Consider the following 16,042-nt stretch of genomic DNA (forward strand, 5'->3'; position numbering starts at 1 on the left):
AACATGTATGAGTTTCCAGGAGACGATACACCAGTAATCAAAGGATCAGCATTAAAAGCATTAGAAGATCAAGACGGACAATGGGCAGACAAGATAGTAGAATTATTCGAAATAGTTGACGAATACATTCCACAGCCAGAAAGAGATACAGACAAGCCATTCCTAATGCCAGTAGAGGACGTATTCTCTATAACAGGAAGAGGAACAGTAGCAACAGGAAGAGTAGAAAGAGGAATCGTAAAAGTACAAGACGAAGTAGAATTAGTAGGCTTGGCAGAAGAAAAGAGAAAGCTAGTAGTAACAGGAGTAGAAATGTTCAGAAAGTTACTAGACCAAGCACAAGCAGGAGACAACGTAGGGATACTATTAAGAGGAATCCAAAGAACAGAGATTGAAAGAGGTCAAGTATTAGCGAAGCCAAACTCAATCCAACCACATACAAAGTTCATGGCAGAAGTATACGTATTAAAGAAAGAAGAAGGTGGAAGACATACACCATTCTTTGATGGATACAGACCACAATTCTACTTTAGAACAACAGACGTAACAGGAAGCATTAAGCTACCAGACGGAGTAGAAATGGTAATGCCAGGAGACAACATAACAATGCAAATCGAACTAATCAGCCCAATAGCAACAGAAGAAGGATTAAGATTTGCTATTCGTGAAGGTGGAAGAACAGTTGGTGCTGGAGTAGTTGCAAGTATTATAGAGTAAATAAGTTTAGCTTTAATCAAAAATCATGACGGATAAAAGGCTTCAATAGAAGCTAATGGAAAGATCCAGTATAATATGTAGTACGAGTCATAGTTCGAATTGCTAGTGAGAAAAGACGGGTTTTTTCAACAGTCTAAGGGACTAGGGTTAGCCTAGTCCCTTATAAATGATTTTGACTGGTTTTGAATATTATTTATTAAGAATATAAAAACCTAATTGTTTCAGTTGAAGCAATTGGAATATTTTCAGATGCTAGACAGAAAAGAAATTTTTATTGACATAAAAATAAAAATATGATAGATTTTATTAGGTACCCTATATATAATATGAGCTACCTATGTTCTGTAGTCATATAAATATTTATGTCGTTTTTTCAGGAGGTGTAACAGTTGCGAGTTAAGATTACATTAGCATGTACAGACTGCAAGCAAAGAAATTACAATACAACAAAGAACAAAAAGAATAACCCTGACCGTATTGAAATGAAGAAATATTGCAAATTCTGTAAAACCCATACAAGTCATAAGGAAACAAAGTAGTATGTTTTAAGAAAAATGTGGTGAAGGATGTGAATGAGAAGTGAGCACCCATGCAAATACTAATAAAGAAAACACCAGAAGCTTTGGAAAATTCTTAAGAGGTGTAAAATCTGAATTAAAAAAGGTGAACTGGCCTAATCGAAAAGAATTAACAAACCACACGAGTGTTGTTATAGCTGCTTCTCTAGTTGCTACTGCAATACTTTGGGTTTTAGATGCTGCCTTCGGATTCGGTTTGAATTTGATACTAAAGTAGCATATTAAGTTTAAAGGAGGGGAGCGGTATCTATTGATACAATAGGTGCCCCTTAATTATGACCCAAGATGCAAAATGGTATGTAGTCCATACCTATTCTGGTCACGAAAAAAAAGTGATGATGAATATCGAAAAAATGGTTGAGAACCGAGGAATGGAAGACTTGATAGTTGAAGTTAAGGTTCCGACCGAAGAAACAATCGAGATTAAAAATGGCAAGAAGAAAGTAAAGGAGACTAAACTGTTTCCAGGATATGTTCTTGTCAAAATGCAAATGACTGACGAAACTTGGTATTTGGTGCGTAACACTAGAGGCGTAACTGGATTTGTTGGACCAAGTTCAAAACCAATCCCTTTAACTGATAAAGAGATAAGGGGTATGGGAGTAGAAGAAATACGACATGAGATTAACGCCAAGGTTGGAGATAGTGTAAGGGTTATCTCAGGTCCCTTCGAAAGCTTTATTGGTTCAATAGAGTCCATTAATATGGAAAAGCAAACCTTTAAAGTACTTATCTCTATGTTTGGTAGAGAAACACCTGTAGAACTAGAATTTCATCAGGTTGAAGCTTTATAAAATTTGCTTTAAAATAAGGCAAACTATAACTATATAGATAAGTTTAGATAAGCCAAAAATTTAAGGAGGTGTAAACAATGGCAAAAAAGATAATAGGTCAAATCAAGCTACAAATCCCTGCAGGCAAAGCTACTCCAGCTCCACCAGTTGGACCAGCACTGGGACAACACGGTGTTAATATAATGGGTTTCTGTAAAGAGTTTAATGCAAAGACTGCAGAACAAGCTGGATTAATTATTCCAGTTGTTATCTCTGTATATCAAGACAGATCCTTCTCATTTATTACAAAGACACCACCAGCTGCGGTATTAATTAAGAAAGCCGTTGGTATTGAAAGTGGTTCAGGTGAGCCGAACAAAAAGAAGGTAGCAAAAATTAGCAAAGCTAAAATAAAAGAAATTGCTGAATTAAAAATGCCTGACTTAAATGCTGCATCTTTAGAAACTGCTATGAGCATGGTTGAAGGAACAGCTAGAAGTATGGGTGTTGTAGTTGAAGATTAATATTTATAAATAAGTGGGAGGTTTCTCACATAAAAACCGTTAATACCACAAGGAGGTAAAGAAAATGGCAAAGCAAGGAAAAAAATATCAAGAAGCTAAAAAGCTTGTTGATAGCTTGAAGCAATATGATGTAAAAGAAGCAATTGATTTAGTTAAAAAAACAGCTACTGCAAAATTTGATGAAACTGTAGAAGCCCATATAAAACTTGGTGTAGACTCAAGACATGCTGATCAGCAGGTTAGAGGGGCTATTGTTCTACCACATGGAACAGGTAGGACTGCTAAGGTTTTAGTTTTTGCCAAGGGAGAAAAAGCAACAGCAGCAGAGAATGCTGGAGCTGATTATGTAGGCGCAGATGATATGGTAACTAAAATACAAACTGAAAACTGGTTTGATTTTGATGTAGTTGTTGCTACTCCAGATATGATGGGCGTAGTTGGAAAATTAGGTAGAGTACTTGGACCTAAGGGTTTAATGCCTAATCCAAAATCTGGTACAGTAACCTTTGATGTTGAAAGAGCTGTAAAGGAAATCAAAGCAGGTAAGGTTGAATATAGACTAGATAAGACTAATATTATTCACGTGCCAATTGGCAAAGCTTCCTTTGATGAAGATAAGCTAACTGATAACTTCAAAACCTTAATGGATGCAATTGTTAAGGCAAAGCCAGCTGCCGCTAAAGGTCAATATTTAAGAAGTGTTACATTGACCAGCACTATGGGACCTGGTATCAAGGTGAACCCAGCTAGAGTTACTGAATAATATTGTCGTTTATTATAAAGACTATTGACAATATCATATTCCTTTGATAAACTAAGTAAAGTTGAAAGTGAATATTTTGCCACAGAAAGTAGGTGCGAAAGCTTAAATATCCTACCGAGGCTTATGATAAATGCGTAATGCAAATTCAGGCCTCGTTATGTCTAAACATAAAGAGGCCTTTATATTTTTCAGGCAAAATATCCTACACTACTACAATGAAGGAGGTGGCATCCCCATGTCAAAAGCGGTTGAATTGAAGAAGCAAACTGTTGCAGAGATCACTGAAAAACTACAAAATAGTACTGCTGCAATCCTAGTGGATTATCGTGGACTTAAGGTAGAAGAGATAACAGAGCTTCGTAGTAAGTTTAGAGAGGCTGGCGTAGAATATAAAGTTTATAAAAACACTTTAATGCGTATGGCTGCAAAGAATGTTGGGATGGAAGAGCTAGTTAAAGATTTAGTAGGACCTAATGCTGTTGCTTTTAGTTACGACGATCCGATTGCTCCTGCAAGAATAGCAGATAGCTTTGCTAAAGATCATAAAAAGCTTGAGTTAAAGGTTGGTATTGTAGAAGGTGCATACTACGATGAATCTAAATTAAAGGAACTAGCAAATGTTCCAGCAAGAGAAGTGCTTATTGCAAAATTACTTGGCAGCTTAAAGGCTCCAGTATCAAACTTTGCTTACTTAGTTAAGGCTATTGCTGAACAGAAGGAAGCAGAAGGCGCATAAACAAATAAATTATATAAAAAAATTCGGAGGTGCTTATAATGACAATTGAGCAAATTTTAGAAGCTATTGAAAATATGAAGGTTTTAGAGTTAAACGAATTAGTTAAAGCAGCAGAAGAGAAGTTTGGAGTATCTGCAGCAGCTCCTGTAGCTATAGCAGGTGCAGTAGCAGGTGGAGCAGCAGAAGAAGAAAAAACTGAGTTTGATGTAATACTAGACAACCCAGGATCTTCTAAGATCAACGTAATTAAGGCTGTAAGAGAAATCACTGGATTAGGCTTAAAGGAAGCTAAAGAATTAGTTGATGGCGCTCCAAAAGCATTAAAAGAAGGCGTTGCTAAAGAAGAAGCAGAAGCGATAAAAGCTAAGTTAGAAGAAGCTGGCGCTGCTGTAACAGTAAAGTAGATAATTAAATATAAATAAAAAGGGACTCCAGTATTCTGGAGTACCTTTTTATGTATTTTTTGAAAATGTAAAACACTCTTAAATAATTAACTAATTCAAATATATTATACATCAAAAAAGAAGAAATTTAAATACTAGCTTTTTAATTTTCTATAATAAAACAAGTAAATAATAATCGATAAGCTTTAGAACATAATATTGACACAAATAAATGAACTGTGATATAATTATACATTGCATCAAACTGTTTTTTAGAAGAAATTTCAATAATGTTCAAGTTATGTATATTTGGCAAAAATCATGTCAATAGTATAAGATGCAGCCTTGTGTAAAAAACCAAAAGTGTGGAATTGCTTTTGGGTATTTTCATTGAACAAGTTATTATATTCTTTTCTTTAAACCTTAATTTCAAGGAGTGAATTTAAAATGCCACATCCTATTCAAGTTGGAAAGACAACCAGAATGAGTTATTCTCAGATCGATGAAGTTCTAGATATTCCAAATTTGATTGAACTTCAAAAAGAATCCTATCAATGGTTCCTAGAAGAAGGATTGCACGAAGTATTCAACGATATATCCCCAATTGAAGATTATACCGGAAACCTTATTTTAGAGTTTGTTGACTACTACTTAGAAGAAACACCAAAATACGGTGTAGAAGAGTCTAAAGAGAGGGACGTTACTTTTGCTGCGCCATTAAAGGCTAAAGTGCGCCTGATTAACAAGGAAACTGGTGAAGTTAAAGAGCAAGAGGTTTTTATGGGGGATTTTCCATTAATGACGGAAACAGGAACCTTCATCATTAATGGAGCTGAACGTGTTATAGTAAGTCAGCTTGTTCGTTCACCTGGAGTCTACTATAATAGAGAAATTGATAAAACTGGAAAACATTTATTCTCAGCAACAGTAATACCAAATCGTGGTGCATGGTTAGAATACGAAACAGATTCAAATGATGTTGTCTCGGTAAGAATTGATCGTACTCGTAAACAACCGGTGACAGTTTTATTAAGAGCCTTAGGCTACGGAACAGATCAGCAAATTAAAGATTTATTAGGTGAAGATGAAAGACTCTTGGCAAGCCTAGAAAAAGACAACACTAAGAGTACGGAGGAAGGTTTACTTGAGATTTACAAGCGTTTGCGTCCCGGTGAACCTCCTACTGTAGAAAATGCAAGGTCTTTGCTAAACACATTATTTTTTGATCCTAAACGCTATGATTTAGCTAAAGTCGGGCGTTATAAGTTTAATAAAAAACTCTCCATAGCTAATCGTATTATGGGTAAAAAGGCTGCAGAAAATATTATAGATCAGCGTACAGGTGAAGTTTTAGTAGAAGAAGGTCAAAAAATTGACCGAAAAGCTTCTCTTGCTGTTCAAAATTCAGGTATTAATTTAGTCATGGTTTACTCTGATGAAAGTAAGCCAATTAAGGTTATAGGAAATCATTTTGTTGATATAAAAGAGCACATTTCCTTCAACATAAATAACCTTAAAATAAAAGAGCGAGTTTATTATCCTGTACTAAAGGAAATATTAGATACATTTCAGCAGGAAGACGAGATTAAAGAAGCGATTAAAGAAAGGTATAGAGAATTAATTCCTAAACACATAATCGTTGCGGATATTATTGCATCTATAAACTACGTATTTAATTTATCTCATGAGGTTGGAAATGTTGATGATATTGACCATTTAGGAAATAGAAGGCTACGTTCTGTGGGGGAACTACTACAAAACCAATTTAGAATTGGACTTTCAAGAATGGAAAGAGTAGTTAAAGAAAGAATGACTATACAGGATGTAGATTTGGTAACACCACAAGCCCTAATAAACATTAGACCAGTAGCTGCCTCAATCAAAGAATTTTTCGGTAGCTCCCAGTTGTCACAGTTTATGGATCAAACTAATCCATTAGCTGAGTTAACCCATAAACGTCGACTCTCAGCATTAGGACCAGGGGGTCTGTCAAGAGAAAGAGCAGGGTTTGAGGTTAGAGACGTTCATCAATCCCATTATGGACGCATGTGTCCTATTGAGACACCAGAAGGTCCAAACATTGGTCTAATAAATTCCTTAAGTACTTATGCTAGGGTGAATGAATATGGTTTCATTGAGTCACCCTATAGAGTGATAGATAAAAAAAGAGTGGTTGTAACCAGTGAAATTGAGTACTTAACAGCAGATGAAGAAGATTTATTTATAATTGCACAGGCAAACGAACCATTAGATGCTGAAGGTTATTTTGTAAATAAGCGTGTTACAGCTAGAACTAGATTTGGTGGTATCGATATTGTTCCCTTTGGAGAAGTTGATTATATGGACGTTTCACCAAAGCAAGTTGTATCAGTTGCAACAGCAATGATACCCTTCTTAGAAAATGATGATGCAAACCGTGCACTTATGGGATCTAACATGCAACGTCAGGCAGTGCCATTACTAAAAACTGATTCCCCAATAATTGGTACAGGTATGGAATATAAAGCTGCTAGAGATTCCGGAGTAGTTATTGTAGCTCGGAATAATGGAGTTGTTGACAAGGTAACTGCTAAAGAGATTGTTATCAAAAATGAAAGCGGACAAAAAGATCACTATAAGCTATTGAAGTTTAGACGTTCTAATCAAGGTACTTGTATCAATCAGAGACCGATAGTTAATAAAGGTGAAGAAGTAAAAGTAGGCGACGTAATTGCAGACGGACCATCTACAGATCAAGGTGAAATCGCCCTAGGAAGGAATTGCTTGATTGGATTTATGACATGGGAAGGCTACAATTATGAAGATGCTATTCTAATTAATGAAAAGTTAGTTAAAGAAGACGCATTAACCTCCATTCATATTGAAGAATATGAAGCAGAGGCAAGAGACACTAAACTTGGTCCAGAGGAAATCACTAGAGATATTCCCAATGTAGGAGAAGACTCGTTAAAGGACCTAGATGAAAGAGGAATTATCAGAATAGGGGCAGAGGTGAACTCTGGTGATATTCTTGTTGGTAAAGTGACACCTAAGGGTGAAACAGAGCTAACGGCTGAGGAACGATTACTAAGAGCAATCTTTGGAGAAAAAGCAAGAGAAGTTAGAGATACATCCTTAAAGGTACCCCATGGCGAGTCAGGTATTATTGTTGACATTAAAGTGTTCACCAGAGAAAATGGAGATGAACTACCACCGGGTGTTAATGAAATGGTGAGGGCTTATATTGCTAAAAAGAGAAAAATTAATGTCGGAGATAAAATGGCTGGACGACATGGTAATAAAGGGGTTATATCTCGAGTACTTCCCGAAGAAGATATGCCATTCTTAGCAGATGGAACACCACTTGAAATTGTACTTAACCCACTTGGAGTACCATCCCGTATGAATATTGGGCAAGTATTAGAGGTTCACCTAGGATTAGCGGCTAAAGCTTTAGGCTGGAAGGTAGCAACATCAGTATTTGATGGTGCCAACGAGTATGATATTATGGATGCCCTTGAAGATGCAGGATATCCTAGAAGTGGTAAGCTGATTCTTCAGGATGGAAGAACAGGAGTACCCTTCGATAATCCAGTAACAGTTGGATACATGTATATGCTTAAGCTACATCATTTAGTTGATGATAAGATTCATGCACGAAGCACAGGACCTTATTCTCTAGTAACTCAACAGCCTTTAGGTGGAAAAGCACAATTTGGAGGGCAACGTTTTGGAGAGATGGAGGTATGGGCATTGGAGGCATATGGCGCAGCTCATACATTACAGGAACTTCTTACAGTAAAATCTGATGATGTTGTTGGAAGGGTTAAAACCTACGAGTGTATTGTTAAGGGAGAAAACATTCCAGAGCCTGGAGTGCCAGAATCCTTTAAGGTATTAATAAAAGAATTACAAAGCTTGTGCCTAGATGTTAAGGTATTAACTGAAGACACTGAAATAGAGATAAAAGAATCAATTGAAGACGATTCTGGAGAACTTAGCATGGAACACAGTGATCTAGGACCTGAAATTGAACCTATTATCGAACTAGAAGAAGAGCTTGTGGAAGATGAAGAAGAAGTTGAAATCGACTATATAACAGAAGAAGACTTTGAACCCACAGAATTTGTGAAAGAGTATATAGAAGATGAAGACGATATTGATGACTATGAAGACGATGATTTCAATCAATAGTTGTTTAAGCTTATGGAGCTTATTAGACTATAAGGAAGGGAGAGAGACTCCTTGTACGAATTAAACAATTTTGAGTCAATTCAAATTTCTTTAGCATCTCCTGAGAAAATTAGACAATGGTCTAAAGGAGAAGTAAAGAAGCCAGAAACCATCAACTATAGGACATTGAAGCCTGAAAAGGAAGGCCTTTTCTGCGAAAAAATATTTGGTCCTACAAAAGACTGGGAATGTCACTGTGGTAAATATAAAAGGGTTAGATACAAGGGCGTAATATGTGATCGCTGCGGTGTTGAAGTAACTAAATCAAAGGTTAGAAGAGAAAGAATGGGACATATAGAATTAGCAGCTTCAGTTTCTCATATTTGGTATTTTAAAGGAATACCAAGTAGAATGGGATTGCTTTTAGATATGTCACCAAGATCCTTAGAAAAAGTCCTATACTTTGCTGCCTATATTGTGATTGATCCAGGTGAAACTCCTTTATCAGAAAAGCAAATATTGACAGAGAAAGAATATGGCGAGGCTATTGAGAAATATGGACATCGTTTTAAAGCAGCCATGGGAGCAGAAGCTGTTAAAGAGCTGCTTCAGAAAATAGATTTACAGCAGTTAAGTAAAGAATTAAAGCATAAGCTAAAGGAAAGTACAGGGCAAAAACGTGTACGAACTATTCGACGCCTGGAGGTGGTTGAAGCCTTTAGAACCTCCACCAACAAATCAGAATGGATGATTTTAGATGTTATACCTGTAATTCCACCAGAGCTACGTCCAATGGTTCAATTGGATGGAGGCCGCTTTGCTACATCTGACTTAAATGATTTATATCGTCGAGTAATAAATCGTAATAACAGATTAAAAAGATTACTAGACCTTGGTGCACCTGATATTATTGTAAGAAACGAAAAAAGAATGCTACAAGAGGCAGTAGATGCACTTATCGATAACGGAAGAAGAGGAAAACCCGTTACAGGTCCTGGTAATCGTCCATTAAAATCTCTTTCAGATATGTTAAAGGGTAAGCAAGGGCGTTTCAGACAGAACCTACTTGGTAAACGTGTTGACTACTCAGGGCGTTCAGTTATCGTTGTTGGACCAGAACTAAAATTCTATCAGTGTGGACTACCAAAGAAGATGGCACTAGAATTGTTTAAGCCCTTTGTAATGAAAAAGCTTGTGGAAGAGAATTACGCTCATAATATAAAGAGTGCAAAAAGAATGGTTGAGAAGGTTAAACCAGAGGTGTGGGATGTCCTGGAAGAGGTAATAAGTGAACATCCAGTCCTATTAAACCGTGCACCTACCCTTCATAGACTGGGTATTCAAGCATTTGAACCAATTTTAGTAGAGGGTAAGGCTATAAAGCTTCATCCGTTGGTATGTACAGCATACAATGCAGACTTTGATGGAGATCAAATGGCAGTCCATGTACCGTTATCAGTTGAAGCCCAAGCAGAAGCAAGATTCCTGATGTTATCACCAAATAACATTCTTGCACCAAAGGATGGTCAGCCAATAACTACTCCTACCCAGGATATGGTTCTTGGAAGCTACTATTTAACTATAGAAGTTCCTGGTGCTAAGGGAGAGGGAATGATTTTTAAAGACTTCGAAGAATTGCTTATGGCGTATGATAATGGTGTTGTAGATTTGCATGCTAAAGTAAAGGTAAGAAGAAAGCTTAATGCTTATGATACAGGTAAATTGGTTGAGGGGACAGTTGGTCGTTTTATCTTTAATGAAAAGATACCACAAGACCTAGGTTTTGTTGATAGAAGTAAAGATTCATATGCACTTGAAATAGATTTTCTGTGTGATAAAAAAGCATTAGGAAAGATTATAGATAAATGCTTCAGAAGACATGGGAATACAATAACCTCTATAATGCTGGACTATATTAAATCTAAAGGATTCCAATTTTCAACTCGGGGAGCAATTACAATTGCAGTAACCGATATGGAAATACCTAAAGAAAAGGCTGAACTAATTTCGTTGGCAGAAGAAAAGGTTGATAAATATGAAAAGGCCTTTAGACGCGGCTTGATCTCTGATGAAGAGAGATACGAGAAGGTTATAGAAACCTGGACAGAGACGACTGAACGGGTAACTGATGCTCTAATGGCTGGACTAAACACCTTAAACAATGTATTTATAATGGCTCATTCAGGTGCTAGAGGTAGCAAAAACCAAATTAGACAGCTTGGTGGTATGAGGGGGTTGATGGCCAATGCAACTGGCCGTACTGTAGAAATTCCAATTAAATCAAACTTCCGTGAGGGGTTAACAGTACTGGAGTACTTTACATCCACCCATGGTGCTAGAAAAGGTTTAGCAGATACAGCCCTTAGAACAGCAGACTCAGGATATCTAACAAGACGTCTAGTTGATGTTAGTCAGGATGTCATTATACGTGAAGATGATTGTGGCACAAAAATCGGAACAGTAGCTGCCGCCTTCAAAGATGGTAAAGAGATTATAGAAGAATTATATGATAGATTGGTAGGAAGACATGCCCTTGAGGATATTTTACATCCAGAAACAGGAGAAGTAATTGTTTCAGCATCTGAATTGATAGATGAAGATAAAGCCGAAATAATTGTTTCATCTGGTATTGAGAGGGTAAAAATTAGATCCACCCTAACCTGTCAAACCCGTCAAGGGGTATGCGGTACCTGTTATGGTAGAAATCTTGCTACAGGTGAAGAAGTTAAGGTGGGAGAGGCAGTTGGAATCATTGCTGCACAATCAATCGGTGAGCCAGGAACTCAGTTAACCATGAGAACCTTCCATACTGGAGGGGTTGCAGGTGCCGATATAACACAAGGTCTACCAAGGGTTGAAGAGCTTTTTGAGGCGAGAAAGCCAAAAGGTCTTGCAATCATCAGTGAAATTGCTGGTAGAATAGAACTAAGCGAGAATAGAAAAAAACGAGAAGTAACTGTAATTGCTGATGATGGAGAAAGTATAAGCTATACAATTCCATATAGTTCTCGAGTAAAAGTTAAGCAAAATCAGGTTATTGAAGCCGGTGATGAAATTACAGAAGGTTCCGTTAACCCTCATGATATTTTAAGGATAAAAGGAATTGAAGGAGTTCAATCCTATATTATTAAAGAAGTACAGAGGGTATATCGAATGCAGGGTGTTGATATAAACGATAAACACGTTGAAGTAATAGTTCGTCAGATGCTTAACCGTGTTAAAGTGGAGGAATCTGGAGATACAGATTTACTTCCAGGTGCTTTAGAAACAGTTTTCTCAGTTGACGCGGCCAATAGTATTATTGAAGCCAATGATGGAGAGCCAGCAACATATAAACGTGTGCTTCTTGGTATTACTAAAGCTTCTCTGGCAACTGAGTCTTTCTTGTCGGCAGCATCATTCCAAGAGACCACTAGAGTATTAACTGAGGCAGCCATTAAAGGTAAGGAAGATCACCTAATTGGACTTAAGGAAAATGTAATTATTGGAAAACTAATTCCTGCCGGAACCGGCATGAAAAGATACAAGAATATTGCGATTTCCATAGACCATGGTGATGACTCAGTAGAACCTGATGGAACTCTTTAATTAACAAATAAACTGTTGACACTCATTTTAAGCAGTGTTAAAATATTAAAGTGTGTTGATACAGAAAGTTGACTTTTTTATATTCTGGGAGATCAAAGGATCTCCCGGATATTTAAAAAGGGAGGAAACTTAATGCTGGAAATATTACAGCACGAAAAAAAGACTATAGGTATAAAACAAACTGCAAAGGCATTAAAGCAGGATAAAGCAAAAGCACTTTATGTTGCTGATGATGCTGACCAACACCTATTACAGCCATTAGTTGAATTGGCTGAGGCAAAAGGTATTGAGGTAATACATGTTGATTCTATGAAAAAGCTGGGGAAAGCCTGTAAAATTGATGTTGGCGCAGCCACAGCAGCTGTATTGAAATAGACTATAAATGAATCAGCAGCTCAGAAAGGATAATTTATCTAACAAATTTAGATAAATGTTTTTCTATGTATAAAGCTATATGCTTGGAAGGAGGTGCAATGGATGCCAACAATAAGCCAGTTAGTAAGAAAAGGTAGGAAAGAAGTAAGCTATAAATCAACAGCTCCTGCTTTACAAAAAGGCTTTAACTCTTTAAGGAGAAAGTCTACAGATCTTAGTTCACCACAAAAAAGAGGAGTTTGTACTTCTGTTAAAACAGTTACTCCTAAAAAACCTAACTCAGCCTTAAGAAAAGTAGCAAGGGTTAGATTAACAAATGGTATAGAAGTAACAGCTTACATCCCTGGTATTGGTCATAATCTTCAAGAACATAGTGTTGTTCTTATAAGAGGTGGTAGGGTAAAGGATTTACCTGGAGTTAGATACCATATCGTAAGAGGTTCACTAGATACTGCAGGTGTAGCTAACAGAATGCAAAGTAGATCTAAATATGGTGCAAAGAGACCAAAAGCTGCAAAAAAATAGGATTGTCGGAGCGATAATGCATATAGATTATAAGCATTAACCAGCACACGACGGCAAATCAAAAGATTTGTCGAGTACCTATGATCAAACAATTATTATTGAGGAGGGAAGCGAAGTGCCAAGAAAAGGAAATGTACCCAAAAGAGAAGTATTGCCAGATCCCATTTATGGAAGCAAGGTAGTGTCGAAGTTAATAAACAGCATTATGCTTGATGGTAAAAAGGGAATTGCACAAAAAATTGTATACGATGCTTTTGAAATTATTAAAGAAAAAACTGGCCAAGAACCCCTGGAGGTTTTTGATAAGGCCATCAATAATATCATGCCTGTTTTAGAAGTTAAGGCTAGACGTGTTGGTGGTTCTAACTATCAAGTACCAGTTGAGGTTAGACCTGAAAGAAGACAAACTCTAGGCTTAAGATGGTTAGTAGGATATACTCGTAAAAGAGGCGAAAAGGGTATGACTGAAAGGTTGGCTAAGGAAATAATGGACGCAGCCAACAATGTTGGAGCTTCTGTTAAAAAGAGAGAAGATACCCACAAAATGGCAGAAGCAAACAAAGCATTTGCACACTATAGATGGTAATAATACGTTTAAGGTAGCATAAATTGGATATGCTATTGAAAGACTATAAATGTAAATGCTCGTTTTGTAATGGAAGGAGGATAATTCGTGCCTAGGCAGTTTCCACTAGAAAAAACTAGAAATATAGGCATTATGGCACATATTGATGCCGGTAAAACAACAACAACAGAAAGAATCTTGTTTTACGCTGGAAGAATTCGTAAATTAGGAGAAACCCATGAGGGAGCATCCCAAATGGACTGGATGGAGCAAGAAAAAGAGAGAGGTATTACTATTACTTCTGCTGCCACTACATGTCAGTGGAAGGATCATAGAATAAATATCATAGACACACCAGGACACGTGGACTTCACTGTTGAAGTAGAACGTTCACTAAGAGTTCTTGATGGCGCAGTAGCAGTTTTTTGTGCTAAGGGTGGGGTTGAACCTCAATCTGAAACAGTTTGGAGACAAGCTGATAAATACCGTGTTCCAAGAATGGCATTTGTTAATAAAATGGATATACTTGGAGCGGATTTCGATCATGCTGTAGATATGATGAAGGATAGACTTGGAGCCAATGCTATACCTATTCAGCTACCGATTGGTGCTGAAGATACCTTCAAGGGTATTATCGACCTAGTTAAGAATAAGGCATTTATGTATATGGATGACCTTGGTCAAAACATTGAAGAGGCTGAAATCCCTGAAGATATGAAGGAAAAGGCTGCAAAGTCCAGAGAAGCATTAATAGAAGCTGTTGCTGAAACAGATGAAGAATTAATGATGAAGTATCTTGAAGGCGAAGAACTAACAGAGGATGAAGTTATTACTGGTATCAGAACAGGTACCATCAACGTACAGATTATTCCTGTTTTATGTGGGTCATCATATAAAAACAAGGGAGTTCAAAGACTTCTAGATGCCATTGTAACATATATGCCAGCACCGACAGATGTTCCTGCTATTCGTGGAATATCAGCCGATACTGAAGAAGATATTGAAAGACATGCAGATGATTCAGAGCCATTCTCTGCCCTTGCCTTTAAAATTATGGCTGACCCATATGTAGGTAAGCTTGCATTCTTTAGAGTTTACTCAGGCAAAATGGAATCTGGCTCATATATCCTAAACTCTACAAAGGGTAAGAAGGAAAGAATAGGTCGTATTCTACAAATGCATGCCAATACAAGAGAAGAAATCACAGAGGTTTATGCTGGAGATATTGCAGCTGCTGTAGGTCTTAAGGATACAACAACAGGAGACACTCTGTGTCATCCAGATCATGCAGTAATACTTGAATCTATGGAGTTTCCAGAGCCTGTTATCTCTGTTGCTATCGAGCCAAAGACTAAGGCTGGTCAAGAAAAAATGGGTGTAGCTCTTCAGAAGCTTTCAGAAGAGGACCCAACCTTTAGAACCTATACTGATGAAGAAACAGGGCAAACAATTATTGCTGGTATGGGTGAGCTTCACTTAGAAATCATTGTAGATAGAATGATGAGGGAATTTAAGGTGGAAGCCAATGTTGGTAAACCACAGGTTGCATATAAAGAGACAATTACTCAAGCAGTAGAGGTTGAAGGTAAATATGCTAGACAATCCGGTGGACGTGGACAGTATGGTCATGTTAAAATACGACTATTTCCTCAAGAACCAGGTCAAGGATATGCATTCGACAACAAAATTGTTGGTGGTACAATTCCAAAAGAATACATCCCTGCAGTTGATGCTGGTATTCAAGAAGCAATGGAGAATGGTATTTTAGCAGGCTTTGAGGTTGTTGACTTTAGAGTAGAACTATACGATGGTTCTTATCATGAGGTAGACTCCTCAGAAATGGCATTCAAAATTGCCGGTTCTATGGCATTTAAAGATGGTATGAAAAAGGCGAAGCCAGTACTTCTTGAGCCATATATGAAGGTGGAGGTTGTTACCCCTGAAGATTATATGGGAGATGTTATTGGTGACTTAAACTCTAGACGTGGTAAAATCGAAGGTATGGAACCACGTATAGGTGGAGTTCAAGTTATTAAATCCTTCGTACCACTATCTGAAATGTTTGGGTACGCAACTGATCTTAGATCTAAAACTCAAGGTCGTGCAACCTACTCAATGCATTTCAATCACTACGAAGCAGTACCTGCAAGCATTGCTGAAAAGGTTGTTGCGGGTAAGTAATGGGTTTAGAAATAGAATAGCGGTATCAAAATAACTGCTATTCTATTTACATAAATTCATTTATAGCAGTATTAATTAATTTATTGAATCAAGGAGGAGAAAAAATAATGGCAAAGCAAAAGTTTGAAAGAAATAAGCCCCATGTAAACATAGGAACAATAGGACACGTAGACCATGGGAAG

General features: G+C 37.2%; 14 protein-coding genes and 1 other annotated feature. All 14 genes read left to right on the top strand.

Going from position 1 to position 16,042, the window contains the following annotated elements; all coding sequences use genetic code 11:
- The coding region (locus BLP68_RS20390; protein WP_242877041.1) for an EF-Tu C-terminal domain-related protein at nucleotides 1–717 on the top strand (717 nt) is incomplete at its 5' end.
- Between the two features lie 389 nt (nucleotides 718–1,106).
- Nucleotides 1,107–1,256, top strand: coding sequence for a 50S ribosomal protein L33 (gene rpmG, locus BLP68_RS20395; protein WP_091547529.1), 150 nt, complete (start codon nucleotides 1,107–1,109; stop codon nucleotides 1,254–1,256).
- A 40-nt stretch (nucleotides 1,257–1,296) separates the two neighbouring features.
- Nucleotides 1,297–1,512, top strand: a complete 216-nt coding sequence (secE, locus tag BLP68_RS20400) for a preprotein translocase subunit SecE (protein WP_091547531.1) — start codon at nucleotides 1,297–1,299, stop codon at nucleotides 1,510–1,512.
- A 58-nt stretch (nucleotides 1,513–1,570) separates the two neighbouring features.
- Nucleotides 1,571–2,089 (top strand): transcription termination/antitermination protein NusG, encoded by a 519-nt coding sequence (gene nusG, locus BLP68_RS20405; RefSeq protein ID WP_091547532.1) that lies wholly within the window; start codon nucleotides 1,571–1,573, stop codon nucleotides 2,087–2,089.
- Between the two features lie 77 nt (nucleotides 2,090–2,166).
- Nucleotides 2,167–2,592 carry a 50S ribosomal protein L11 gene (gene rplK, locus BLP68_RS20410; RefSeq protein WP_091547534.1) on the top strand — a complete coding sequence of 142 codons (426 nt, stop codon included), beginning with the start codon at nucleotides 2,167–2,169 and terminating at the stop codon, nucleotides 2,590–2,592.
- Nucleotides 2,593–2,656: 64 nt separating this feature from the next.
- Entirely contained in the window at nucleotides 2,657–3,355 is a 699-nt protein-coding gene (gene rplA / locus BLP68_RS20415; RefSeq protein ID WP_091547535.1) for a 50S ribosomal protein L1, read from the top strand.
- A 61-nt stretch (nucleotides 3,356–3,416) separates the two neighbouring features.
- Nucleotides 3,417–3,548, top strand: a sequence feature (ribosomal protein L10 leader region).
- Between the two features lie 42 nt (nucleotides 3,549–3,590).
- Nucleotides 3,591–4,091 carry a 50S ribosomal protein L10 gene (rplJ, locus tag BLP68_RS20420; RefSeq protein WP_091547537.1) on the top strand — a complete coding sequence of 167 codons (501 nt, stop codon included), beginning with the start codon at nucleotides 3,591–3,593 and terminating at the stop codon, nucleotides 4,089–4,091.
- A 38-nt stretch (nucleotides 4,092–4,129) separates the two neighbouring features.
- Nucleotides 4,130–4,495, top strand: a complete 366-nt coding sequence (gene rplL / locus BLP68_RS20425) for a 50S ribosomal protein L7/L12 (protein ID WP_091547539.1) — start codon at nucleotides 4,130–4,132, stop codon at nucleotides 4,493–4,495.
- A gap of 426 nt (nucleotides 4,496–4,921) precedes the next feature.
- On the top strand, nucleotides 4,922–8,647 hold the full coding sequence (rpoB, locus tag BLP68_RS20430; protein ID WP_091547540.1) for a DNA-directed RNA polymerase subunit beta: 3,726 nt from the start codon (nucleotides 4,922–4,924) through the stop codon (nucleotides 8,645–8,647).
- 51 nt (nucleotides 8,648–8,698) lie between these two features.
- On the top strand, nucleotides 8,699–12,214 hold the full coding sequence (rpoC, locus tag BLP68_RS20435; protein ID WP_091547542.1) for a DNA-directed RNA polymerase subunit beta': 3,516 nt from the start codon (nucleotides 8,699–8,701) through the stop codon (nucleotides 12,212–12,214).
- A gap of 132 nt (nucleotides 12,215–12,346) precedes the next feature.
- The gene (locus tag BLP68_RS20440; RefSeq protein WP_091547543.1) at nucleotides 12,347–12,589 is read left to right on the top strand and encodes a ribosomal L7Ae/L30e/S12e/Gadd45 family protein; all 243 of its coding nucleotides are present in this window, start codon (nucleotides 12,347–12,349) and stop codon (nucleotides 12,587–12,589) included.
- A 102-nt stretch (nucleotides 12,590–12,691) separates the two neighbouring features.
- Nucleotides 12,692–13,114 (top strand): 30S ribosomal protein S12, encoded by a 423-nt coding sequence (gene rpsL / locus BLP68_RS20445; RefSeq protein ID WP_091547545.1) that lies wholly within the window; start codon nucleotides 12,692–12,694, stop codon nucleotides 13,112–13,114.
- A gap of 115 nt (nucleotides 13,115–13,229) precedes the next feature.
- Nucleotides 13,230–13,700, top strand: coding sequence for a 30S ribosomal protein S7 (gene rpsG, locus BLP68_RS20450; protein WP_091547546.1), 471 nt, complete (start codon nucleotides 13,230–13,232; stop codon nucleotides 13,698–13,700).
- A gap of 87 nt (nucleotides 13,701–13,787) precedes the next feature.
- The gene (gene fusA, locus BLP68_RS20455) at nucleotides 13,788–15,860 is read left to right on the top strand and encodes an elongation factor G (RefSeq protein WP_091547548.1); all 2,073 of its coding nucleotides are present in this window, start codon (nucleotides 13,788–13,790) and stop codon (nucleotides 15,858–15,860) included.
- Nucleotides 15,861–16,042 lie beyond the last annotated feature (182 nt).

Source organism: Alkaliphilus peptidifermentans DSM 18978, from assembly GCF_900101495.1.
GTDB lineage: Bacteria > Bacillota > Clostridia > Peptostreptococcales > Natronincolaceae > Alkaliphilus_C > Alkaliphilus_C peptidifermentans.